This is a genomic window from Kribbella sp. NPDC056861 (assembly GCF_040687575.1).
Lineage (GTDB): Bacteria > Actinomycetota > Actinomycetes > Propionibacteriales > Kribbellaceae > Kribbella.
This window is the reverse complement of the sequence record NZ_JBFBNQ010000001.1, coordinates 388,857-408,988: the sequence shown is the minus strand read 5'-3', so window position 1 is coordinate 408,988 and position 20,132 is coordinate 388,857. Positions and strand designations below refer to the sequence as shown.

At 67.3% G+C, this 20,132-nt stretch carries 24 protein-coding genes; 14 read left to right on the top strand and 10 right to left on the bottom strand.

Going from position 1 to position 20,132, the window contains the following annotated elements:
* Nucleotide 1: 1 nt before the first annotated feature.
* Nucleotides 2-847, bottom strand: a complete 846-nt coding sequence (locus tag AB0P21_RS01830; RefSeq protein WP_363693013.1) for a hypothetical protein — start codon at nucleotides 845-847, stop codon at nucleotides 2-4.
* Nucleotides 847-1,305: an Lrp/AsnC family transcriptional regulator gene (locus AB0P21_RS01825; RefSeq protein ID WP_363693011.1), complete on the bottom strand. Its 459-nt coding sequence runs from the start codon at nucleotides 1,303-1,305 to the stop codon at nucleotides 847-849. Before AB0P21_RS01825 ends, AB0P21_RS01830 begins: the two co-directional genes overlap by 1 nt.
* Before the next feature lie 93 nt (nucleotides 1,306-1,398).
* On the opposite strand from AB0P21_RS01825, the gene AB0P21_RS01820 reads away from it, so the two are divergent.
* Both AB0P21_RS01820 and AB0P21_RS01815 read left to right on the top strand, forming a co-directional pair.
* Entirely contained in the window at nucleotides 1,399-2,250 is an 852-nt protein-coding gene (locus tag AB0P21_RS01820; protein WP_363693010.1) for an LLM class flavin-dependent oxidoreductase, read from the top strand.
* Nucleotides 2,247-2,672: a nucleoside deaminase gene (locus AB0P21_RS01815; RefSeq protein WP_363693008.1), complete on the top strand. Its 426-nt coding sequence runs from the start codon at nucleotides 2,247-2,249 to the stop codon at nucleotides 2,670-2,672. Before AB0P21_RS01820 ends, AB0P21_RS01815 begins: the two co-directional genes overlap by 4 nt.
* A gap of 1 nt (nucleotide 2,673) precedes the next feature.
* Here AB0P21_RS01815 and AB0P21_RS01810 read toward each other — a convergent pair whose 3' ends face one another.
* A complete protein-coding gene (locus AB0P21_RS01810) occupies nucleotides 2,674-3,549 on the bottom strand; it encodes a toxin-antitoxin system, toxin component (protein WP_363693007.1) in 876 nt (291 codons plus the stop codon).
* An 89-nt stretch (nucleotides 3,550-3,638) separates the two neighbouring features.
* Here AB0P21_RS01810 and AB0P21_RS01805 point away from each other — a divergent pair, with 89 nt between their 5' ends.
* Complete coding sequence (locus AB0P21_RS01805; protein WP_363693005.1) at nucleotides 3,639-4,094, top strand: GNAT family N-acetyltransferase; 456 nt, start codon at nucleotides 3,639-3,641, stop codon at nucleotides 4,092-4,094.
* On the opposite strand, the gene AB0P21_RS01800 is transcribed toward AB0P21_RS01805, so the two are convergent.
* A complete protein-coding gene (locus AB0P21_RS01800; protein ID WP_363693003.1) occupies nucleotides 4,076-5,026 on the bottom strand; it encodes a WYL domain-containing protein in 951 nt (316 codons plus the stop codon). The two genes, AB0P21_RS01805 and AB0P21_RS01800, sit on opposite strands and share 19 nt — an antisense overlap.
* A gap of 111 nt (nucleotides 5,027-5,137) precedes the next feature.
* Between AB0P21_RS01800 and AB0P21_RS01795 the strand changes: the two genes are divergently transcribed.
* From AB0P21_RS01795 to AB0P21_RS01770, 6 genes are all read left to right on the top strand, one after another.
* On the top strand, nucleotides 5,138-5,713 hold the full coding sequence (locus tag AB0P21_RS01795; protein ID WP_363693001.1) for a cysteine hydrolase family protein: 576 nt from the start codon (nucleotides 5,138-5,140) through the stop codon (nucleotides 5,711-5,713).
* Nucleotides 5,685-6,227: a GNAT family N-acetyltransferase gene (locus AB0P21_RS01790; RefSeq protein WP_363692999.1), complete on the top strand. Its 543-nt coding sequence runs from the start codon at nucleotides 5,685-5,687 to the stop codon at nucleotides 6,225-6,227. Before AB0P21_RS01795 ends, AB0P21_RS01790 begins: the two co-directional genes overlap by 29 nt.
* A 2-nt stretch (nucleotides 6,228-6,229) precedes the next feature.
* Nucleotides 6,230-7,054 carry an aminoglycoside phosphotransferase family protein gene (locus AB0P21_RS01785; protein ID WP_363694405.1) on the top strand — a complete coding sequence of 275 codons (825 nt, stop codon included), beginning with the start codon at nucleotides 6,230-6,232 and terminating at the stop codon, nucleotides 7,052-7,054.
* Nucleotides 7,055-7,100: 46 nt separating this feature from the next.
* Nucleotides 7,101-7,802: a VOC family protein gene (locus AB0P21_RS01780; protein WP_363692998.1), complete on the top strand. Its 702-nt coding sequence runs from the start codon at nucleotides 7,101-7,103 to the stop codon at nucleotides 7,800-7,802.
* A gap of 72 nt (nucleotides 7,803-7,874) precedes the next feature.
* Entirely contained in the window at nucleotides 7,875-8,492 is a 618-nt protein-coding gene (locus AB0P21_RS01775) for a TetR/AcrR family transcriptional regulator (protein WP_363692996.1), read from the top strand.
* A 30-nt stretch (nucleotides 8,493-8,522) separates the two neighbouring features.
* Nucleotides 8,523-8,924 (top strand): RidA family protein, encoded by a 402-nt coding sequence (locus tag AB0P21_RS01770; protein ID WP_363692994.1) that lies wholly within the window; start codon nucleotides 8,523-8,525, stop codon nucleotides 8,922-8,924.
* Between the two features lie 16 nt (nucleotides 8,925-8,940).
* Here AB0P21_RS01770 and AB0P21_RS01765 read toward each other — a convergent pair whose 3' ends face one another.
* Nucleotides 8,941-9,375, bottom strand: coding sequence for a GNAT family N-acetyltransferase (locus tag AB0P21_RS01765; protein ID WP_363694404.1), 435 nt, complete (start codon nucleotides 9,373-9,375; stop codon nucleotides 8,941-8,943).
* 548 nt (nucleotides 9,376-9,923) lie between these two features.
* On the opposite strand from AB0P21_RS01765, the gene AB0P21_RS01760 reads away from it, so the two are divergent.
* Both AB0P21_RS01760 and pyrH read left to right on the top strand, forming a co-directional pair.
* Nucleotides 9,924-10,919, top strand: coding sequence for a tyrosine-type recombinase/integrase (locus AB0P21_RS01760; protein ID WP_363692992.1), 996 nt, complete (start codon nucleotides 9,924-9,926; stop codon nucleotides 10,917-10,919).
* A gap of 166 nt (nucleotides 10,920-11,085) precedes the next feature.
* Nucleotides 11,086-11,793, top strand: coding sequence for a UMP kinase (gene pyrH, locus AB0P21_RS01755; RefSeq protein WP_363692991.1), 708 nt, complete (start codon nucleotides 11,086-11,088; stop codon nucleotides 11,791-11,793).
* On the opposite strand, the gene AB0P21_RS01750 is transcribed toward pyrH, so the two are convergent.
* Nucleotides 11,786-12,574, bottom strand: coding sequence for an aminoglycoside phosphotransferase family protein (locus AB0P21_RS01750; protein WP_363692990.1), 789 nt, complete (start codon nucleotides 12,572-12,574; stop codon nucleotides 11,786-11,788). The two genes, pyrH and AB0P21_RS01750, sit on opposite strands and share 8 nt — an antisense overlap.
* A gap of 166 nt (nucleotides 12,575-12,740) precedes the next feature.
* Here AB0P21_RS01750 and AB0P21_RS01745 point away from each other — a divergent pair, with 166 nt between their 5' ends.
* The gene (locus AB0P21_RS01745) at nucleotides 12,741-14,726 is read left to right on the top strand and encodes a translation factor GTPase family protein (protein WP_363692989.1); all 1,986 of its coding nucleotides are present in this window, start codon (nucleotides 12,741-12,743) and stop codon (nucleotides 14,724-14,726) included.
* 8 nt (nucleotides 14,727-14,734) lie between these two features.
* Here the strand turns inward: AB0P21_RS01745 and AB0P21_RS01740 are convergent, their stop codons facing one another.
* Genes AB0P21_RS01740 through AB0P21_RS01725 form a run of 4 tightly spaced genes read right to left on the bottom strand, consistent with a single transcriptional unit; the run spans nucleotide 14,735 to nucleotide 17,861 of the window.
* A complete protein-coding gene (locus tag AB0P21_RS01740; protein ID WP_363692987.1) occupies nucleotides 14,735-15,196 on the bottom strand; it encodes a GNAT family N-acetyltransferase in 462 nt (153 codons plus the stop codon).
* Between the two features lie 3 nt (nucleotides 15,197-15,199).
* Complete coding sequence (locus tag AB0P21_RS01735; protein ID WP_363694402.1) at nucleotides 15,200-15,952, bottom strand: putative protein N(5)-glutamine methyltransferase; 753 nt, start codon at nucleotides 15,950-15,952, stop codon at nucleotides 15,200-15,202.
* 24 nt (nucleotides 15,953-15,976) lie between these two features.
* Complete coding sequence (locus AB0P21_RS01730) at nucleotides 15,977-16,936, bottom strand: SDR family NAD(P)-dependent oxidoreductase (RefSeq protein ID WP_363692986.1); 960 nt, start codon at nucleotides 16,934-16,936, stop codon at nucleotides 15,977-15,979.
* A gap of 34 nt (nucleotides 16,937-16,970) precedes the next feature.
* Nucleotides 16,971-17,861, bottom strand: a complete 891-nt coding sequence (locus tag AB0P21_RS01725) for a LysR substrate-binding domain-containing protein (protein ID WP_363692985.1) — start codon at nucleotides 17,859-17,861, stop codon at nucleotides 16,971-16,973.
* 133 nt (nucleotides 17,862-17,994) lie between these two features.
* On the opposite strand from AB0P21_RS01725, the gene AB0P21_RS01720 reads away from it, so the two are divergent.
* Together AB0P21_RS01720 and AB0P21_RS01715 are read left to right on the top strand one after the other, a co-directional pair.
* A complete protein-coding gene (locus AB0P21_RS01720; protein ID WP_363692983.1) occupies nucleotides 17,995-18,981 on the top strand; it encodes a hydroxyacid dehydrogenase in 987 nt (328 codons plus the stop codon).
* Nucleotides 18,978-20,120: an enolase C-terminal domain-like protein gene (locus AB0P21_RS01715; protein ID WP_363692981.1), complete on the top strand. Its 1,143-nt coding sequence runs from the start codon at nucleotides 18,978-18,980 to the stop codon at nucleotides 20,118-20,120. Before AB0P21_RS01720 ends, AB0P21_RS01715 begins: the two co-directional genes overlap by 4 nt.
* Nucleotides 20,121-20,132 lie beyond the last annotated feature (12 nt).

Genomic DNA, 20,132 nt, shown 5'->3' with positions numbered 1-20,132 from the left:
CCTATTGCAGCAGGGCGCGCTTCTCCAGGCGCCAACCCGCTCCACGCGTCGTACGGCGTACTTCGGCGACCGTGCGAACCTCACGCCGGGTGATCCACTGCTGCGACGGCTTGTGGAGCATGTAGCCGCCGCCGAGCGTGACACCGGCGTGCTGCACCAAGCCTTCCGCGGTGTCACGCCAGACGAACACAGTGCCTGGTACGTCGTCCCGCCCACCGCTCTCGGTGTGCGCTGCCAACCACTGCTCGAACGGCTCACGCTGCATCCAGGTCTCGACGGCGTCCTTGACCCCGGTCGCCGCCAGGACTGTGCCGAAGCAGTTCGCCTCGCCGGTGGTCGACCAGGTGCCGGCCAGTGCACGCGCCTGCGGGAGCAACTTGGTCGGCCAGGCGGTCACCTCATCGTGCCGGCTCGGGTGCAGCCCCTCGCCGACAATCGACGGCAACACGGCGGCCGCGCGAGAGCCTCGCAGCAGCGGCTTCCACCAGACGAAGCGATGCCCGTCGGCCTGCGCCTTGAGCTCCGGCCCCAGCACCGCGCGCCAGCGGCGTACCGACGGAACGGCACCGCGCTCATGAGTCACCTGCGCGCGAACCATCGCCGCCCGGGTTGCCTGCGGCAAGCTCATGAACGTCTCCTCGTCCAGGCAGACCGAGCGCAACCGGCTGTCGAGGTGGTAGGTCAGGTAGGTGTCACGCTGCTGCCGATCCGGCTCGGTGTCGTCCTGCTGGAGCTTCCAGGACCTGAGCTGCTTCGCCGTCCCGTAGAACGGCTGCTTGGCCGGTGCGAGCCAGTCGACCCACTTCCGCAGCAGAGCGGGGGAGACGTGAGTGCCGAGGACTTCCACTACACCTCCGGGGGCGGGGCCTGCGGGCCGCGGTACGGCTGGGTCTGGCTGTAGACGAGGTTGGTGGTGGTGCTGCCGAACTCGGTCAGCTCGTTCACCAGCTCCTCCAGATGCGCCATCGAGCCCGCCGCCACCTTGAGCGTGTAGCAGTCGTCACCCGTCGTCCGCAGACACTCCAGGATCTCGGTCCGCTGCCGCAACAGGATTTTCAGCGGCTCGTGCTTGTTCCCCGGATACTTCAGCCGTACTACGGCCAGCACCGCGAAGCCCACCTTCGCCAGGTCGACGTCCGCGCGATAGCCGCTGATCACCCCGGTCGCCTCCAGCCGCTTCAGCCGCTCGGTGGTCGCCGACGCGCTCAGGTTCACCCGGCGGCCCAGCTCGGTCAGCGGGATCCGGCCGTCCCGCTGCACCTCGACCAGGATGGCCCAGTCGGTCGGATCGAGAGTCTCGGTCATCCGGCCAAACTACCGGGGAATCCCCGGCCGGGCAGCCGCTTTTCGCCGGGAAATCTCTTCAGACCGGCCCTTTCGGCTGGATAGCCTAAAGGGGTGCATCTCGCTGTGAACGTTCCCAACTTCGGCCCCGGCACCGACCCCGGCCGGCTGCGCGACTGGGCGCAGACCATCGAAGGTCTCGGCTACCACCGGCTGATGGTCTCCGACCATGTCGCGATCACGCCCGACGTCGCCACGCAGTACCCGGCGCCGTTCTACGAACCCTTCACACTGCTCAGCTGGCTGGCCGGGGCCACCACGATCGGGCTCGGTACGACGGTATTGATCGCGCCGTACCGGCATCCGTTGCTGGTGGCCCGGATGGCGGCCAACCTCAACGCGCTGAGCGGCGGCCGGTTCGTGCTCGGCCTCGGGATCGGGTGGGCACGGCAGGAGTTCGAGGCGCTCGGCGTCGACTTCAGCCGCCGCGGCAAGCTGACCGACGAGCTGATCGTGACCGTCCGCGAGGCGTGGAGCGATGACGCCGACTACCGCGCCGGCGACATTCCGATCTGGGTCGGCGGCGGGAGCGAGGCCGGGCTGCGACGCGCGGTGCGGCTCGGCGACGCGTGGCATCCGCTGCGCCAGCGCGTCGACTGGATGCGCTCGAAGCTGGAGCGGGTCGAGGCAATCGCTCGTGAGGAAGGCCGGCCGGTGCCCGGGTTCGCGCCGCGGATCGTGCTGCGACTCACGGACCAGCCGTTGCCGGATGCCGAGAGAGTCGCCGGGGAGGGATCGATCGACCAGGTGATGGGCGATCTGGCCGAGCTGCGGGCGCTGGGTGCGACGGACGTTGTACTGGATCCATTCGGCGGCGATCCCGCGGAGACCGAGCGGCCGCAGTACGCGTGGAAGGACCTCGCGACCGTCGCGGCGTCCTGGAGACTCGAAGGAGAATCGTTGTGACCCCCGAAGCAGAAGACTTCCTGCGCCGCGCTATCGCACTGGCTGCCAAGGCCCGGGAGTCCGGCAACCCGCCGTTCGGCTCGCTACTCGTCGGCCCCGACGGCACGGTGATCGCCGAGGACCACAACACGAGCATCACCGACTCCGACATCAGCGCCCACCCGGAGCTCAAGCTCGCCAAATGGGCAGCCCGCGAACTCGACGCCGCCACGGCCGCCGGTACGACGATGTACACCAGTTGCCAACCGTGCGGCATGTGCACCGGCGCGATCGAGCGCTCCGGACTCGGCCAGGTCGTCTACGCCCTGTCCGGTGACCAGCTCAACGGGCTCAAACCCGGCGGCGGCTTCCCCGCAGTACCGCAGCAGGGCCCCGCGCTGTACGACGAAGCGCGGGTGCCCGTGGACGGCTACTACGTCTGACCTAGTGCTGCGCCAGGCAGAGAGTGAACTTCTTACGGCTGTCGGTGTACGAGGTGGTGGAGGACTCGAACCTCGTGCACTGATCGCCGTCGACGGTGTTGTCGATCTTGCCGACCACCTTGTAGTCGGCGTCGCTCGACGTGCACTCGACGACCTTCAGGTTCGGCTTCGAGGCGGTGCCGTCGTTGAACACGCAGGAGCCGACCGTGGCGTCCGGGCCCTTGGTCAGGTTCGCGACGACGATCAGCGCGATCAACGCGATCGGGATCAGCAGACCGAGGATGACCGGACGCTGGAAGAGCGGCTTGCCGGGGTTCATCGGCTGACCGGGCGCACCCGGGGCCGGCTCGGGCAGGTTCTTGATCTTCGAGTAGGTGCCGAGGTTCATCAGCATCGTGATCGGGTTGATGATCATCGACCCGATGCCCCACCAGCCCTGCCACAGGCTCTTCGCGGTCATGTCGCGGGTCGCCGCGGTGCCACAGGTCTTGCAGAACGGTCCCTGCAACTTCAGGAACCGCATCAGGATGATCATGCCCTGGTGGCCGCGCACCGTCGCGTCGACGGCCGGGACCCCGCCACAGAACCGGCACTGCAGCTGAGCCTGCGGGTGCTGCTGGTTGTACTGAGGCTGAGGCTGCTGGTACTGCGGCTGCCCGTACTGCGGCTGCTGGCCCTGCGGTTGCTGCTGCTGGTAACCACCAGGCTGCCCGTACTGCGGGAACTGCTGTTGCTGCGGCGGCTGCCCCGGCGCCGGGTACTGCGGCTGGCCATAGGGCGGCTGCCCGTACTGCGGCGGTCCAGGCGGGGGACCGTATCCACCACCACCCGGCTGGAACGGGGGCTGCTGCGGCGGCTGCGGGGGCGTAGTGGTCACGGCGGAATCCTGTTACTCGATTTGGGACAAAACCGAACACCGCAGAGTACTCACCCGGTAAGGCCTTGACGGCCCGCCGGTATGAAACGGTGACCAAAGTGACCACCCAGAACCTCACCATCGGCCCGCTGCAACCGGGCGATCGCAGTACGTGGCAGCAGCTCTTCGCCGGCTACAACGAGTTCTACGAACGCACCATGCCGGACGAGTTCTTCGACCGATCCTGGACCGAGTTCATCACCGGCGCCCGGATGCACGCCCTGACCGCGCGATTCGACGGCGAACTGGTCGGCATCGCGCACTTCCTCACTCACGCCAGCACCACCTCAGCGGACTCCTGCTACCTGCAAGACCTCTTCACCGCACCCGAAGCCCGCGGGCGCGGCGTCGGCCGAGCACTGATCGAAGCCGTCACCGACTGGGCCCGAGCGCAGCAGTGCAGACGCGTCTACTGGGCCACGCACGAATCCAACGCGACCGCGCGCCGCCTCTACGACCAGGTCGCCGAGAACCGCGGCTTCATCATCTACACCGCGCCGCTGTAGCGAGTCGCCAACTCGGTGCCGAGCCGGGCCAGCTCCGCCTGCACCGACGGCGGATCCAGTACCTCGATCATGCCGCCCCAGCCCGCCAGATGCTGCGCGATCATCAGGGGAGTGGGCGCGGTCAGCCGCAGCTTGACCCGGCCGTCGTCGACCGGACCGACCACCTCGAGATGCCGCCCGTGCCGATCCTGCATCACCCAGACGTACCGCTGCTCGATCAGCAACGTCGCCGCCATCAACGACCGCTGCTGCTCCATCTCCTCGACCACCCGGCTCCACGCCTGCGACAGATCGAAGTCCGCCGGCCGCTCAGCCGGTACGGCGGTCACCTCGGCCTCGGTGATCCGCTCGACCCGGAAGGTGCGCTGACCCTTCTCGGTCCCGGCGATCAGATACCAGATGTCGTCCTTGTCGATCAGCCCCAACGGGTCCACCAACCGCTCGGTCTCGCCGCGCCCGCGACCGGAGTACCGGAGTCTGACCTTCAACCGCCGTACGACGGCATCCTGCAACCGGCGCACCATCTCCGGCCGCTCCTTGACGTGCTCACCCCACCGCGCCGGATCAATCACCACCGCCTCGGCAGCAGCCTCCGCATCCGCCCGAAACGTGTCCGGCAACGCCCGCACCAGCTTCCGCAACGCCGCCTTCGCCTCGGGCGCCACCGAAGCCGCCGGACCGACCAGCAAGAACAACGCCTGCGCCTCGGTCGCGTTCAATCCGCTGAGATCCGTCCGCGCCCCACCCAGTAACGACCAGCCACCATTGCGCCCGGGCTGTGGATAAACCGGGATCCCAGCCGTCGACAACGCCTCCAGATCCCGTCGCGCCGTCGCCACGGAGATCTCCAGCTCCGCAGCCAACTCCGCCGCGGTCACCCGCCCCCGCGCCTGCATCAGCAACAAGGTCGCCACCAACCGGTCAGCCCGCATTGCCCCATCCTCCCAAACAAACTGCTCACCACCTGACCACTTTCCCCGTTTTGTCGGTGGGGGTTTCTAGCATGGGGCGGGTCAGTTGCCGAGTGGGTTGAGGAGACAGTCATGACGACGCTGGATGGGCGGCCGGGGTCTGCGCTGGTCGTGATCGACGTGCAGAACGACGTGGTGAGCGGTGGGCACAACCGGGACGCGGTGGTCGCGAACATCGCCGCGCTGGTCGACCGGGCGCGGGCCGAGGAGGTGCCGGTGATCTGGGTGCAGCACTCCAGTGAAGGGATGCCGATCGACAGCGACGGCTGGCAATTCGTGCCGGAGCTGAAGGTGGGGGAGTCGGAGCCGGTCGTGCGCAAGCGCTACGCGGACTCGTTCGAGGAGACGGACTTCGAGGCTGTGCTGGCTGACCGTGGGATCGGTCGGCTGGTCGTTGCCGGCGCGCAGACCGATGAGTGTGTCCGCTCGACGTTGCACGGTGCTCTCGTCCGCGGGTACGACGCATTGCTGGTCAGTGATGCGCATACGACCGAGGACCAATCCGAGTGGGGGGCGCCGACTCCTGACAAGGTCATCGCGCACACCAATCTGTACTGGACCTATCACACCGCTCCCGGCCGCCAAGCCGGCACGGCCACTACAGCCGAGGTAGATCTGCGTGGAGATTCGCCTGCACAAACCAGCTGATGCCGGCGCGCTCGCTGATCAGGTTTGGCCGCTTTATCAGGAGGTGTTTGGGGACTTCGAGAGTTACGAGAGTTGGCGGATCGATCTCTACGACCGGCATGCGGCGAGGGATGGTTATCGGCTGGTCACGGCTGTTGATGAGCCGGTGATGTCGTCGACCGACAGCGCTGTCGGCAGCGGCAGCGCGATGGTCGGCTTTGCGTGGGGTTACATCGGTCGACGGGGTCAGTTCTGGTCGGACCTGGTCTGCGATTCGTTGCCGTCGGCTACCACTGAGGAGTGGGTCGGCGGTCACTTCGAGCTGGTCGAGCTTGCGGTCCTGCCTGCCTATCGCGGCCAGGGTGTGGGGCGGGCTGTCCACGACAAGGTCCTCGAGGGTGTCACCGGCCGCTCTCTGCTCGGCACCAACGACGACCTGCAGGACCCGGCGGTTCGCCTCTACCTGTCCGCCCGGTGGCGCAAGCTCGGCGTACTGCGACCCGGGGTTCAAGTGATGGGAAGGCTGCCCGCGTGACGATGGACCAACGGCAACGGGACCTCTTGGCGAGTTGGTTGCCGCAAGCAAAGGTGGTGAAGGACCACAGCTGGGGTCTGGTCGGCACAACCGTTGTCGAGCTGCAGCAGGACGACCTCCGCTACATCGTCAAGGCAGGCGACGCCGCCGACACCCACATCGCGCGCGAGCTCCGGGCACACCGCGAATGGCTAGGTCCGTGGACAGCGACAGGCTCAGCTCCCGAGCTTGTAGACGGTGACGACGACGCCAAGCTGATCGTCACCAGGTATCTACCGGGGGAGTTGGTCGAAGGCACCGACCACGAGCACCTCCCGCAGACCTATCGCCAAGCCGGCGAGCTCCTCGCACGCTTCCACGGCCAGCTGTCGATCGAAGACGCCGACTTCGAAGCCAAGGAGAAGGCGAAGACGCTTGCCTGGCTGGCGAAACCGCACCGGATCGCCCCCGACCTCACCGACCAGCTCCGGGCAATGGTCGAAGCCTGGCCGACCGAGCCCACTCTGCTTGTGCCGACGCACGGCGACTGGCAACCGCGCAACTGGCTCATCGACCAAGGCACACTCAAGGTGATCGACTTCGGCCGCGCCGACCTGCGCCCGGCGTACACGGATCTCGGGCGTTTGGCAGCACAGCAGTTCCGCAAAGATCCTGCCCTCGAAGCGGCCTTCCTGGACGGCTACGGCAGCGACCCGCGTGAACCCGCATCCTGGCAGCGTCAACGCCTCCGCGAGGCGATCGGTACCACGGCATGGTCCTACCAGGTTGGCGCCGAGGACTTCGAGCAGCAAGGCCACCGGATGATCGCCGAAGTCATCGCGTCCTGATCTAACTGTGTTGCCGCCGGTGCCTTCGAGCGCCTAGCGTCAAAAGATGACTTCACACCTGGTCGGCCTCAGCTACGACGCGCACGATCCCGCTCGACTGGCCCAGTTCTGGGCCGGCGTACTGCGCCGCGAGCTGGCCGCCGACGGCGTCACGCTGCTGCCGAACGAGGACAACGGCTTCGAACTACGGTTCCGGCCGACCGAAGCCGCGAAAACCTACCCGAACCAGATGCACTTCGACCTGACCAGCAAGTCGCTGGAGGATCAGCAGGACATCGTCGCGCGGGCACTCGAACTCGGCGGCCGGCACCTCGACATCGGCCAGGGACCGGACGAGCCGCACATCGTGCTGGCCGACCCCGAAGGCAACGAGTTCTGCGTGATCGAACCGACCAACAACTTCCTCGCCAACACCGGTGCCATCGGCGCGCTGTCCTCCGACGGTTCGCAGGCGGTCGGCTACTTCTGGAGCGAGGCGCTCGGCTGGCCGCTGGTCTGGGACCAGGACGAGGAGACCGCGATCCAGTCGGCGAACGGCGGCTCGAAGATCAGCTGGGGCGGCCCACCGTTCCGCGAGAAGACCGCGAAAAACAGGCTCCGCCTCGACCTGAGCGCCGACGGCGACCAGCAAGCAGAGGTCGATCGCCTGATCTCTCTGGGCGCGAAGCGGATCGGCGACACCGCGGGGGAGACCAGCTGGATCGACCTGGTCGACCCCGACGGCAACGAGTTCAGCCTGCACAAGTAGCTAGGGCTCAATCAGCTGAGCACTCTTCCGCTGTACACTCATGTCGGTACCGTATGGTGATACGGTACCGACATGAGCACCCTTGGGACCAGTCGTAGCCGACGCGCGGGCGGCGCCAAACGCACGCTTGTGCTCGACCACGTGATCACGGTGCTCGCCGATCGTGGCTACGCCGGCACCCGGTACGGCGACGTCGCCGAGGCGTCCGGGGTCGCGGTCAGCACCCTGCAGGGCTACTTCGGCTCGCGCGAGGACATGCTGATCGAGGCCTTTGGCCGCGCAACGTCGGTCGCAGTCACGGGCATGAACGAGCTGGCCGCTCAATTCGACGACCCCTGGCAGCAGCTAGTCGCGATGGTCGACCAAGGCCTGTCCACAGATGTCGCCACCTGGCGAATGCTGATGGAGTTCTGGACTGCCGCCGCCCACGATACCGAGCTGCAGGAACACGCGGCCGCCTTGGCGGCGCAGTACCGGGAGCCGTTCACCGACGCGGTCCAGCGGGGGATCGAGAGCGGTGCGTTCACGCCGCGCTTCGTCACCGCCGCGATCGTCGAGGTCGCCGTGGCGACGATCGTCGGCCAGCTCTACCCGGTCGTCCTGGGTCACCCGACCCCGCACACCGCGGCTTACCGCGAGGTTGCTCTCGCTCAGCTCGCCTTCGCACTGAACGCCACCACGCCAGACTGACCGCCACCACACCCAGAGAGGTGACCCGCCATGTCACACACGCTCGTCAACCCGGACGGCCTGCACAACCCGGTCCCGTTCGGCTACAGCCACACCGCCGCCGTACCCGCTGGAGCAGAACTGGTCTTCGTCTCGGGCCAGTACGGATCGGGTCCCGACGGCCTGGTCGTCTCACCCGACTTCGCCGGCCAGGTCAAGCAAGCCTTCAGTAACCTGGGAGTCGCGCTCGCGGCCCACGGCCTCGACCTGACTCACGTAGTCCAGCTCAGGACGTACGTCGTGAACCCCGACTTCGAGAAGCTCGGCATCATCGGCCAAGCCGTCGGAGCCGAGCGCGGCGTCACGCCACCCACTCAAACCGTCATCGGAGTAGCCGGCCTGGCGATGCCCGACATCCTGTTCGAGGTCGAAGCCGTCGCTGCTCGCCCCTGAGCACGGGGGAGTAGGGCTAGTCATTCCCCTGCCGCTGAAGAAGCTGCCGGGACGACTCGAAACCGAGGCGCTCATAGACGGGCACTGCCCTGCGGCCGGAGTGAACAGTCACCCGCGCAGCTCCTAGCCGGATCGCATGCTCCGAAGCAGCCTGGACAAGCGCCGAGCCGATCCCATGGCCTCGATGCGCCGGATCGACGAAGACGCTCTGGATATCTGCGGACAGCCTGCTGGTGGCGCCAGGTCTCGGAATCCGAGGAACCAGCGCCACCCAGGCCATGCCGACGATCTCAGGATTGCGAGCGACGAACGCCAGGTGCGAGTCCTGATGAGTTGCCCACCAGCTCGCGAGTTCGGCCGCGAACTTCTCGACTCTGCGATGTCGTCGGTACCGGCCTGGCTGATCCTCACAAGGGGAGCCCTCTCGCGGTACTAGTTGACATAATGTCAGTTATCGGACATTCGAGGTGAAGCGTGGAAGTGGGGTGCTGAGTGGCTGGAATGCCTGTGTCTGCAGGATGTTCGGTGTTGTCGACGGTTCTGTCAGCGGCATCCTAAGCGACCTGCCTCGCTGACCTACCGGACGGATTCACCCCATGGCTGCCCGGCGGCGACCCGGAGATCAGCAGATCGGCGGACCAGCAGGCTGGATCTGGCCGATTCGGCCCAATCGGCACCTGGAGACGTCGGCTCACACTGAGTGACCGCGAGCACCAGAGTCAGCGGCGGAATCTACTCGCTGGAGTCCGGGTCTCGTCGCCCTCGACGCGGCAGTCACGCCTTGGGCCGGCCACGACCTCGCTGAGGATGCCGCTGACAGAACCCGCATCAACACCATCCCCCAGAGAGCCCCAGCCCACCCCGCTCAGCTCATTCTGTCATGCATAATCACCATTATGCAGCAGTTCCATAAGGCGACAGTTGCTGCAAGCAACTAAATGAACGGGGGAGTCAAGCACTCTTCACGAAACTGTCGGTGGGACTCGATACAACTCCCCTATGAAGGTTCTCGCAGCTCAGTCGGCGTTCTTCGCTGCCCGGCGTCCTCGCAAGGACTCCCCCCACACCACCGACGCCTACCGTCGCGACCTGGCCGGCATCACCACTCTGCTCTGCGCCAACCTCGCCGTCGAGCTCGAAGAACTCACGGTCGACCAACTCACCGCCCATGCTCTGCGCGCCGCGTTCGGTGCGTTCGCCGACGACCACGCCAAGAGTTCCGTACTGCGTGCTTGGTCCACCTGGAATCAATTCCTCACCTTCTGTGTGTCCGACAACCTCCTGGCAGGCAACCCGATGGGAGCAGTCGCCAGACCCAAAACCCCTCCCCTCTCCCCCAAGCCTCTCCGCGGCGATGACACCCCTGAGGTCCTCCTGCGCTCGGTCGCCGACGGCGCCAGGCAAGCCCGGGATCCCTGGCCGGAGCGTGACGTGCTGGTGATCGCGCTCGGCCTCGTCGCCGGTCTCCGGTCCAACGAGATGCGCACTCTGACGGCCGATTCGCTGGCCGGCCGACCCGGCGAGATGCGCCTGCACATCCACGGCAAGGGCAGCCGTGATCGCTCCATCCCGGTCGAGCCGATCATGGAGCGGATCATCGAGACGTACGTCGAATCGTGCGCACAACGCTTTCCCCGTAAGCGATTCAGCCGCTCGACCAAACTCCTGGTGGACCGCACCGGCGAGCCGATCGGCCGCGGCGGTCTCGAGTATCTGGTGAAGTCCTGCTATCGCTGGGCAGGTCTGCACGACCGAGTGCCTGTCGGCGCAAACCTGCATGCCCTCCGGCACACCTTCGCCACCAGGCTCGCGGAGGACGGCGCCACCGCGACGGAGATCATGAGACTGCTCGGCCATGCCAGCCTCGCGACCAGCCAGAACTACATCGAGGCGACTGGCCGCGAGCAGAGGGCCGCCGCTGCCAGCAACCGTACGTACCGTTCCCTCGACCAGGTGATCAGTCCACCATCCGACGATCAGCTCCCAGTGGACTGATCCCCCGCCCTTAACTCCTCCGAGACTGACTGAGAACTCGCTAGGGACTCTCCGGGCGGCCGCACCGAGCGACCGCGGTACTGACTACGCTGGCCCGGCAGGCGGAGGGGGCTCAGCGCGATCACCAGATGATCGCCGTCTGCGACCACCGCTGTGAGGAGACCCGATGTACCGAAGGCTTGTCATCAAGTTGTCCGGCCAGGCGATCGCGGGATCGGCCGAGTTCGGCTTCAGCAGCGACAGCCTGACGCATCTGGCGCGCGAGGTGCTCGCCGTCCACGACACCGGAGTACAGGTCGCGGTGGTGATCGGCGGCGGCAACGTGTTCCGTGGCAACCGCGCCGAGGACTGGGGTATCGACCGGGTCGAGGCCGACAACATCGGCATGCTCGGCACGGTGATCAACGCGGTCCTGCTCCGCGGCCGGCTGGCGGCGCTCGGCGCGGACGACGTCCGGCTGATGACCGCGATCCCGATCAACAACCTGGCCGAGCCGTACATCCGGCTGCGGGCGATGCGGCACCTGGAGAAGAACCAGATCGTCCTGCTGGCCTGCGGCAACGGGCAGCCGTTCCACACCACCGACTATCCGTCGGTGCAACGCGCCGTCGAGCTAGGTGCAGATGCCTTGCTGGTCGCGAAGAACGGTGCCGACGGCGTGTACGACGCCGACCCGAACAAGTACGCCGACGCGCGCCGATTCGACCACCTCAGCTACCAAGAGGTGATCGACAAGGGCCTCGGCGTGATGGACCAGAGCGCCTTCATCCTGGCCCGTGACCACCGCCTGCCGCTGCACGTCTTCGACATCGACCACGACGGCGCAGCTGCCGCGATCAGCTCCGGCGCACACATCGGCACCATCATCAATTGACCTCAAGCAGCGGGAGGTCTGCCGCGATCGCTTCGAGGTGCCCGCTGTACCAGGTTCCGCCGGCCGCGTGCTCCCAGAGCATCACCTTCACCGCCCAAATGGTCCGGTAGAAGACCAGCAGGCGTTCCAGCGAATCAGTCCTCCCGATCCCATACCCACGCAACAACGCCTCTGTCGCCCCCGGCCCCGCACGGGAGAACCGCCCGAGATCGAACAACGGATCCCCGAACGCGACATCACCCCAGTCGATGAACCCGCTCAATTGGTTGCCCTCGGCATAGATATGCCGAGGGTGCAGATCCCCGTGCAGCAACCGCGGCTCGACCTCCGCCAGCCCGTCCGGAAACCTCAGCGCCCGCAACCGCCGTACGAGCTCGTCGTCGACAATCCCGGCCAGTACTCCGAGCTCATCCAACGGCTCCCTGAACACCGAGACCCAGTCCGCACTGAGCCCTTCGTGCAGAAACCCGAACCCCTCACCGGCCACCTCGTGCAGCAACCGCAACTGCGCCCCGGCCTGCTCCAACACACCTTCGGACGAAGACGGCTCCCCCGCAACTGCACGCTCGATCAGATAGCCCGGCCCGGTCTCCACAACCTCCGGAGTCAGTACGCCGGCCTGCCGGGCACGCCCACAAGCCCACGCCTCAGCCGCCATCGCCGCCTCAGCACCTGACTTGTAGTAGAGCGTCTCCCCCGCCTCGGTCCGCAGGCGAAAGGTCTCGTTGCCCGCGAAACCCTGCACGGGCTCCACCGAGGCGTAGCGACTGAGATCAGGCATCAAGCGAGGGTAGTCCACGAAAACCGATTGCTGCCGGGAAGCGCTCTCTGCTGTACTCCGGAGCAGCACCAGTCCACAGTTCTTACGCAAGGAGCGCAGTCGATGCGACCTCACTTCATGGTCACCCCAGAAGATCACTCCTTCTCTTCAAGGGACATGAAGCTGCGTGCGAACACTGAACCTAGGAATCCTGGCGCATGTCGACGCCGGTAAAACCAGCCTGACCGAGCGGCTCCTCTACGCCGCCGGGGTGATCGACGAGGTCGGTAGCGTCGATGACGGCAGCACCCAGACCGACTCGCTCGCGCTGGAGCGGCAGCGTGGGATCACGATCAAGTCCGCGGTCGTCTCGTTCGCGATCGACGACGTCACGGTCAACCTGATCGACACCCCCGGTCACCCGGATTTCATCGCCGAGGTGGAGCGGGCGTTGAGCGTGCTCGACGGCGCGGTGCTGGTGGTGTCCGCGGTCGAGGGCATCCAGGCGCAGACGCGGGTGCTGATGCGGACCCTGCAACGGTTGCGGATCCCGACGTTGATCTTCGTCAACAAGCTCGACCGCCGAGGAGCGCAGGCACCCGAGTTGCTGCGGCGGATCGCTGAACGGCTGTCGTCCGAGGTCATCGCGATGGGATCTACCAGTGGTCTCGGCAGTCGCGGCGCGGCGTTCACGCCGTACGGGCGGGGCGATGCCGAGTTCACCTCCAAGATGATCGAGTTGCTCGCCGAGCATGACGAGCAGTTGCTCAAGACCTATGTGGAGGACGAGGAAGCGCTCTCGTACGACGCCTTGCGCGAGCGGCTGGCCGAGCAGACGCAGCGAGCGCTCGTGCATCCCGTGTACTTCGGCTCCGCGATCACCGGTGCTGGCACGGACGCCCTGATCGCGGGGATCCGCGAGCTGCTGCCGGCGACCGAGGGCGTCGTCGACGCACCTGCATCAGGCTCGGTCTTCAAAGTCGAGCGAGGGCCGGCCGGCGAGAAGATCGCGTTCGTGCGGATGTTCTCGGGCGCGATCCGGATCCGCGACCGGCTCCGCTTCCACGGCGACCGCGAGTCGAAGGTAACCGCGATCAGCGTCTTCAGCAGCGGTTCGGTACTGACGAAGCCGGAGGTCTCGGCGGGTCAGATCGGCAAGCTCTGGGGACTCGGCGAGGTCCAGATCGGCGACGCGATCGGCACCGGAACCGGTACTGCGGGCCGCGGGTACTTCGCTCCCCCGACGCTGGAGACAGTGATCGCGCCGACGAAGCCGTCGGACAAGGGCAACCTTCAGGTAGCGCTCTCTCAGCTGGCCGAGCAGGATCCGTTGATCAACCTGCGCCAGGACGATGTCCGCCAGGAGACCTTCGTGTCGCTGTACGGCGAGGTGCAGAAGGAGGTCATCCAGACGACGCTGGCCGCCGAGTTCGGGATCGACGTCAGTTTCCGCGAGACGACGACGATCTGCGTCGAGCGGCTGGACGGCAGCGGCGCCGCGGTTGAGTTCAACAAGCAGGACCCGAATCCGTTCCTGGCGACGATCGGTCTGCGGGTGGAGCCGGCGCCGGTGAACTCCGGTGTCTCGTTCGGCCTCGAGGTCGAGCTCGGCTCGATGCCGTACGCGTTCATTAAGGCGGTCGAGGAGACCGTCCACGAGACGCTGCAGCAGGGTCTGCACGGCTGGCAGATCCCGGACGCTACCGTGACGATGACGCATTCGGGCTACTCCGCGCGCCAGAGCCATGCGCACGCCGTCTTCGACAAGAGCATGTCGAGTACGGCGGGCGACTTCCGCCACCTGACGCCGCTCGTCCTGATGACCGCACTCCAAGAAGCCGGTACGACGGTCCACGAGCCGATGCACCACTTCCGCCTCGACGTCCCGACCGACACGGTCCGCGGCGTTCTGGCAGCACTGGCGCGTCTCCGCGCGATCCCGCAGGTCCCGGCCCTGGCCGCCGAAACCTCAACCCTGGAAGGCGAAATCCCAGCCGCCGCCGTCTACCAACTGGAGCAGCAGCTACCAGCTCTCTCCCGCGGCGAAGGCGTCCTGGAGTCCGCCTTCGAGCGCTACCAGCCCGTCACCGGGCCGATCCCCAACCGTCCCCGCACCGACAACGACCCACTCAACCGCCGCGACTACCTGCTCCACGTACTCCGCCGGGTATGAGTCAAGGATCAGAGCTCGGCCGCGAGCGTGATCGACCTCGCCGCGAACCCACGGCTCGCATACAACCGCAAGGCGGCTTCGTTCGTCGCGTACGCCGTCACGTGCAGCTGCGCAGCCCCGCGGCTCTTGGCCCACTCGACAAACGCATCCACCAGTTGCCCGCCGACTCCCTGCCCCCGCAGCTCACCCCGGACGTACATGCTGACCAACTCAGCACGACTGCCGGTCCACATGTCCGACGGCTCGCTGAAGCTGCCGACCAGGTGGCCGGCCACCTCGTCACCCGAGACGGCGACGAGCACCAGCGCCTGCGGATCGGCCAACAAATCCGTACACCACTCAAGGCCGTGCGCGGCGGGCCAGTCGGCATTGCGCAGGCTGTCACGGGCGGCGCCGTCCTCAGCGAAGAGGGCCGCGGTCGAGGCCACCAGACCGTCCAGATCGACCGAGGTGGCTGGTCTGACGTGCATGAGTTACTCCTTGGTGCCGATAACGACCGTGGCGTAGAACTCGTCCGAGGTGGTGATTCTGGCCGTCAGACCGGAGTCAACCAAGATCGCGGCGGCGATCGGCGCCTGCTCGTCGCTGGTCTCGGTGAGAACGGACCCTCCGGTGGCCAGCCAGTCGAAGACGTCGGCGCCGACTCGGCGAAGGATGGCGAGGCCGTCGGCGCCGCCGTCCAGGGTGGTGAGGGGTTCGTGGAGACGAGCTTCGGACGGCAGCAAGCGGACTTCGTCGGTGGGGACGTACGGGACATTCGCGAGCAGGACGTCGATTCGGCCGCGCAAGGCGGTGGGCAAGGCCGCGAACAGATCGCCTTCGAAGACCTGGCCGCCGATGGGCTCGACATTGCGGCGAGCGCAGGCGACGGCTGCCGGGTCGAGGTCGGCGGCGTACAGGCTGATGCCTGGTTGGCTTGCGTGGACGGCGACTCCGAGGGCGCCTGAGCCGCAGCAGAGGTCTACGACGACGGACCCGGGGCCGGTCAGCCACAGGGCTTCGGCGACGAGGTGCTCGGTGCGTCGACGCGGAACGAAGACGCCGGCATCGAGCAAGATCCGCAGTCCGCAGAACTCGGCGAAGCCCACCACGTGCTCGAGCGGCAGCCCGGCGACGCGTTGCTCGACCATGCGGTCGAGCTCGGCGTCGTCACGGGCGGCGGAGATCAGCAGCGCGGCTTCGTCCTCGGCGAAAACGCAGCCGGCGGCGCGAAGCGTGCTGACGATGGTTGAAGTAGTGATGCGGTCAGATTACTTGCTGAACGCGTTCACTCCGGTGAGTTCGGCCGACAGCGTCCACAGCCGGGCAGCCGCGGCAGGATCGACGGCATACGGCCGTACGCCGGGAGCGTCGTCGGTCGAGACCTCCGCGATCTCGCAGTCCTCGCAGAAGACACCGCCCTGGCCGTCGAGCTGAGGCGAGGTGGCCGCCCAGACCTGGGTCGCGGCGCCGGCCTCCGGGCTCTTGAACACCTCCGGGTGCAGCGGCTTGCCGTCCTCGTCGATCCAGCCGAGGCCGACCATCTCCTCGCGCGGCAGGTGCCGCTGCAGCGGGGTCAGGATGCCACCCGGGTGCAGCGTGAACGCGCGGACGCCGGACTCCTTGCCCAGAGCATCTAGCTGGACCGCGAACAGCGAGTTGGCCGTCTTCGCCTGCCCGTACGCCGCCCACTTCTCGTAGCCCTGCTCGAACTGCGGGTCGTCCCAGCGGATGTCCGATCGCCGATGCCCGGTCGACGACACCGACACCACCCGCGCGCCGCCATCGGCGACCAGCGCCGGCCACAGCTGATTGGTCAGAGCGAAGTGACCGAGGTGATTGATCGCGAACTGCGCCTCCCAACCAGGCCCGACCCGCGTCTCCGGGCAAGCCATCACGGCCGCGTTGTTGATCTGCAGATCGATCGACCGCCCCGAAGCAACGAATCCTTCGGCGAACGTCCGGACACTCGCCAGGTCGGCCAGATCCAATTCGCCGACCTCGACGCCGGCCAGGCCAGAGAGCGCTTCCTCGGCAGCCTGCGGACGGCGAGCCGGTACGACGACCTGCGCACCCGCCTTGACCAGCGCGCGCGTCGTCTCCAGCCCGAGTCCCGAGTAGCCGCCGGTGACGAGCGCGAGTTTGCCGGTCAGGTCGATCCCCTCGAGGACCTCGTCCGCCGTGCTGCCGTGGCCGAAGCCCGAATCGATCTTGTGCTGTGGGGTGCTCATACCCTCGACCTTAGGAGTTAGAGCCAACTCTAGGTCAAGCGTCGAGGTGCGGATTCGCCTTCAGTGACTCGGCCAGGCGCTGCAGCGCGGGGTTCGGGCTGTCCGGGCTCCAAGCGGCGTGCAGCGTGACCGAGTGCGCGTCCGCCGCGTCGAGTTCGCGGTACCGCACGCCCTGGACGCCCATCGCCATGATCGACCGCGGGACCAGCGCGCAGCCGAGGCCAGCGCGAACCAGAGCGAGCATGGTCGGCACCTGCGACGCAAGCTGGCTGACGGCGTACCGGTTCATGCCGATCATCGCTGCGCAGATGTCATGCAGGTACTGCGAACCCTCGGGGCTGTAGCCGATGTAGTCGTCGGTCACATCGGCCAGTGAGACCGGTCCGTCCCCTGACGCCAGCTTGTGATCGGCCGGTACGGCGAGCACCAGGTCCTCGGAATGCACCAGCACCGAGTCGAACTGCTCCGGAATCGGCGGCCGCACCAACCCGAGATCGATCTCCAGATTGGCCAGCGCCTCGAACTGGTCGGGGCTCACCAACTCGGTCAGCTCCGACGTCACCGCCGGGGTCCGCTTGCCCACCATCGTCAGGAAGTCAGCCAGTACCGCATACGCCCCGATCGCCGTGAACGCGATCCGCAACGTCCCGGTCTGCCCCTCGGCCGCCCGCCGGGTCGCCTCGGGAGCCACCTCGAGCAGCGCGAGCACGCGCCGGGTGTGCTCGAGGAACACGCTGCCGGCCGCGGTCAGCCGCACTCCCCTGCCGGTCCGGTCGAACAGCGAGACGCCGAGAGAGCGCTCCAGCCCCTGGATCTGCCGGGTCAGCGGCGGCTGGGTCATGTTCAGCTGCTGGGCGGCGCGGCCGAAGTGCTGTTCCTCGGCGACGGCGACGAAACCGCGCAACTGCTGGAGCGAGAGATCCATGCGATGCCCTCACGGTATCGGTCGATGCGGAAATGGGCTTGGACGAGCATAACGGAAAACCCTTACCGTCGGGCATACGCCGGGCACACCGAGACCCGCCCCGATCCGCCCGGATCCGACCTGAGGAGTCAGCTTGTCCAAGCTTGCCGTGGTGATGACGCCGGACCGCGCGGACGACGTCTGCAGTCCGCAGACCCGTGCGCTGCTCGCCGAGCGGTTCGACGTGACGTGGGCAGGCGCTGACCTGAGTCCCGAGGTGGTCGCCGATCTCGCCGCCGGCAGCGAGGTGCTGCTGACCAGCTGGGGCACGCCGCATCTCGACAAGGCGCTCTGGGCGGACGGCAACGGCCCGAAGGTGGTCGCGCACGCCGCCGGCTCGGTCAAGAAGCTGATCGACCCAGCGATCCTCGATCAAAGCGTCGCGGTCTTCTCGGCCGGGACCCGGATCGCCTGGTCGGTCGGCGAGTACTGCCTCGCCTCGATGCTGACCCTGGCACGACGGCTCCCCCAGTTCGGCCAAGCGCTGCGCGACGGCGGCTGGAAGCAGCCGCAGCTGCGAGGAGGCGAGCTCGCCGGACAGAAGGTCGGCATTCTCGGCGCCAGCTCGACCGCCCGGGCGCTGATCACGCTGCTCAAGCCGTTCGGCTGCGACATCCTCGTCTACGACCCCTACCTGACCGCCGAGCGTGCGCAGCAACTCGGCGTCCGGACGGTGGAGCTGGAGGAGGCGCTGCAGGCGAGGTTCGTGTCGATCCACGTGCCCGATGTGCCGGAGACCCGCGGCCTGGTGACGCGGAAGCTGATCGAGCAACTGCCCGACAACACGATCATCGTCAACTCGTCTCGCGGCCCGGCCGTTGACCAGCCCGCGTTGCTGGAGCACTGCCTCGACGGCAGGCTGTTCGCGGCGCTCGATGTGTTCGACCCGGAGCCGCCGAAGTTCGGGCCTGAAGTGCTGGCGGCACAGAACCTGTTGCTGACTCCTCACATCGCCGGAGACACCGTCGAGGGGCACCTGGCCTTGGCAGGCTACGTCGTCGCCGACGTGCTGAAGTGGCTCGACGACGGCGTTCGCGGCCCGAGCTTCGTCGATCCGGCTGTCTGGGCCATCGCGGCATGAGCAGGATCAGGTCGGTCGAGGTCTTCCCGGTCGCGGTGCCGTTCGCGCGACGATTTGTCCTCGGGAGCGGCGCGGTTGGCTCACCGGACCAGGCGCAGGATCAGGCCGCCGCCGTGGTGTTCGTGAAGCTGACGACCGAGGACGGCGTGGTCGGCTGGGGTGAGCAGAGAGCGCTCCCCAGCTGGAGCTACGAGACCGCCGAGACGATCGCGGTGGTGATCAAGCGGCACCTCGAGCCGATTCTGCTGGAGCTGACGCCGTTCGACGTCGAGCTGTTCCACCAGCGGGTGTCGAAGCGGCTGAGCCCGTCGGTGTCGAACGGGTTCCCGTTCGCGCGCGCCGCGGTGGACCTGGCGATGCACGACGCGGCGGGCAAGCTGGCCGGCGTACCGGTGCACGCGTTGCTGGGCGGGAAGGTGCACGACGAGATCCCGCTCTGCTCGGCGATCGGGGTCGGCGCGCCGGACGTGGTCCGGGAGCACGCGCAGCAGTCGTCGGACTATGCGGCGTACAAGGTGAAGATCGGGGGCGATCTGGACTCCGACGCGGCCGCGATCGAGACGGTCGCGGAGGTGGCCGGCGGCAAGCCGTTGTGGCTGGACGCGAACCAGTCGTACCGGCCGAGCGCGCTCAAGCAGCTGCTCGACCGGACCAGCCACGTCCGCACGATTCATTGCGTCGAGCAACCGGTACCGAGTACGGACACGCTCGCGATGCACCGGTTGCGCGAACTGATCGACCTGCCGATCGCGATCGACGAGGGCAGCTTCACCGCGCAGGACCTGGCCCGGGCGATCCGGCTCGACGCCGCCGACCTGGTGGTGGTGAAGATCTGCAAGTCCGGTGGTCTGCGGAACGCGCTGAAGACCGCTCAGGTCGCGCTCTCTGCCGGGGTCGAGATCCTGGCCAGCGGGCTGACCGACTGCGGCATCGGCTTCGCGGCCGCGCTGCACCTGTTCAGTCAGCTCGAGCTGGCGCTGCCGGCCGAGCTGAACGGTCCGGAGCTGCTCTCCGACCTGTACGTCGAGGGGCTGACCATCACCAAGGCCGTCGCCACGGTCCCCACCGCGCCCGGTCTGGGCGTCCAGGTCGACGAGGAGCGCATCCGCGCCGAGTCGATCACCTTGCTCTTCACCTGAGGAGTTACCTGT

Bases quoted from the DNA above. Each gene is read 5' to 3' on its own strand.
- AB0P21_RS01825 (WP_363693011.1), bottom strand. From the start codon at position 1,305: ATGACCGAGACTCTCGATCCGACCGACTGGGCCATCCTGGTCGAGGTG.
- AB0P21_RS01800 (WP_363693003.1), bottom strand. From the start codon at position 5,026: ATGCGGGCTGACCGGTTGGTGGCGACCTTGTTGCTGATGCAGGCGCGG.
- AB0P21_RS01795 (WP_363693001.1), top strand. From the start codon at position 5,138: ATGACGACGCTGGATGGGCGGCCGGGGTCTGCGCTGGTCGTGATCGAC.
- AB0P21_RS01785 (WP_363694405.1), top strand. From the start codon at position 6,230: ATGGACCAACGGCAACGGGACCTCTTGGCGAGTTGGTTGCCGCAAGCA.
- AB0P21_RS01780 (WP_363692998.1), top strand. From the start codon at position 7,101: ATGACTTCACACCTGGTCGGCCTCAGCTACGACGCGCACGATCCCGCT.
- AB0P21_RS01775 (WP_363692996.1), top strand. From the start codon at position 7,875: ATGAGCACCCTTGGGACCAGTCGTAGCCGACGCGCGGGCGGCGCCAAA.
- AB0P21_RS01770 (WP_363692994.1), top strand. From the start codon at position 8,523: ATGTCACACACGCTCGTCAACCCGGACGGCCTGCACAACCCGGTCCCG.
- AB0P21_RS01760 (WP_363692992.1), top strand. From the start codon at position 9,924: ATGAAGGTTCTCGCAGCTCAGTCGGCGTTCTTCGCTGCCCGGCGTCCT.
- pyrH (WP_363692991.1), top strand. From the start codon at position 11,086: ATGTACCGAAGGCTTGTCATCAAGTTGTCCGGCCAGGCGATCGCGGGA.
- AB0P21_RS01750 (WP_363692990.1), bottom strand. From the start codon at position 12,574: ATGCCTGATCTCAGTCGCTACGCCTCGGTGGAGCCCGTGCAGGGTTTC.
- AB0P21_RS01740 (WP_363692987.1), bottom strand. From the start codon at position 15,196: ATGCACGTCAGACCAGCCACCTCGGTCGATCTGGACGGTCTGGTGGCC.
- AB0P21_RS01730 (WP_363692986.1), bottom strand. From the start codon at position 16,936: ATGAGCACCCCACAGCACAAGATCGATTCGGGCTTCGGCCACGGCAGC.
- AB0P21_RS01725 (WP_363692985.1), bottom strand. From the start codon at position 17,861: ATGGATCTCTCGCTCCAGCAGTTGCGCGGTTTCGTCGCCGTCGCCGAG.
- AB0P21_RS01715 (WP_363692981.1), top strand. From the start codon at position 18,978: ATGAGCAGGATCAGGTCGGTCGAGGTCTTCCCGGTCGCGGTGCCGTTC.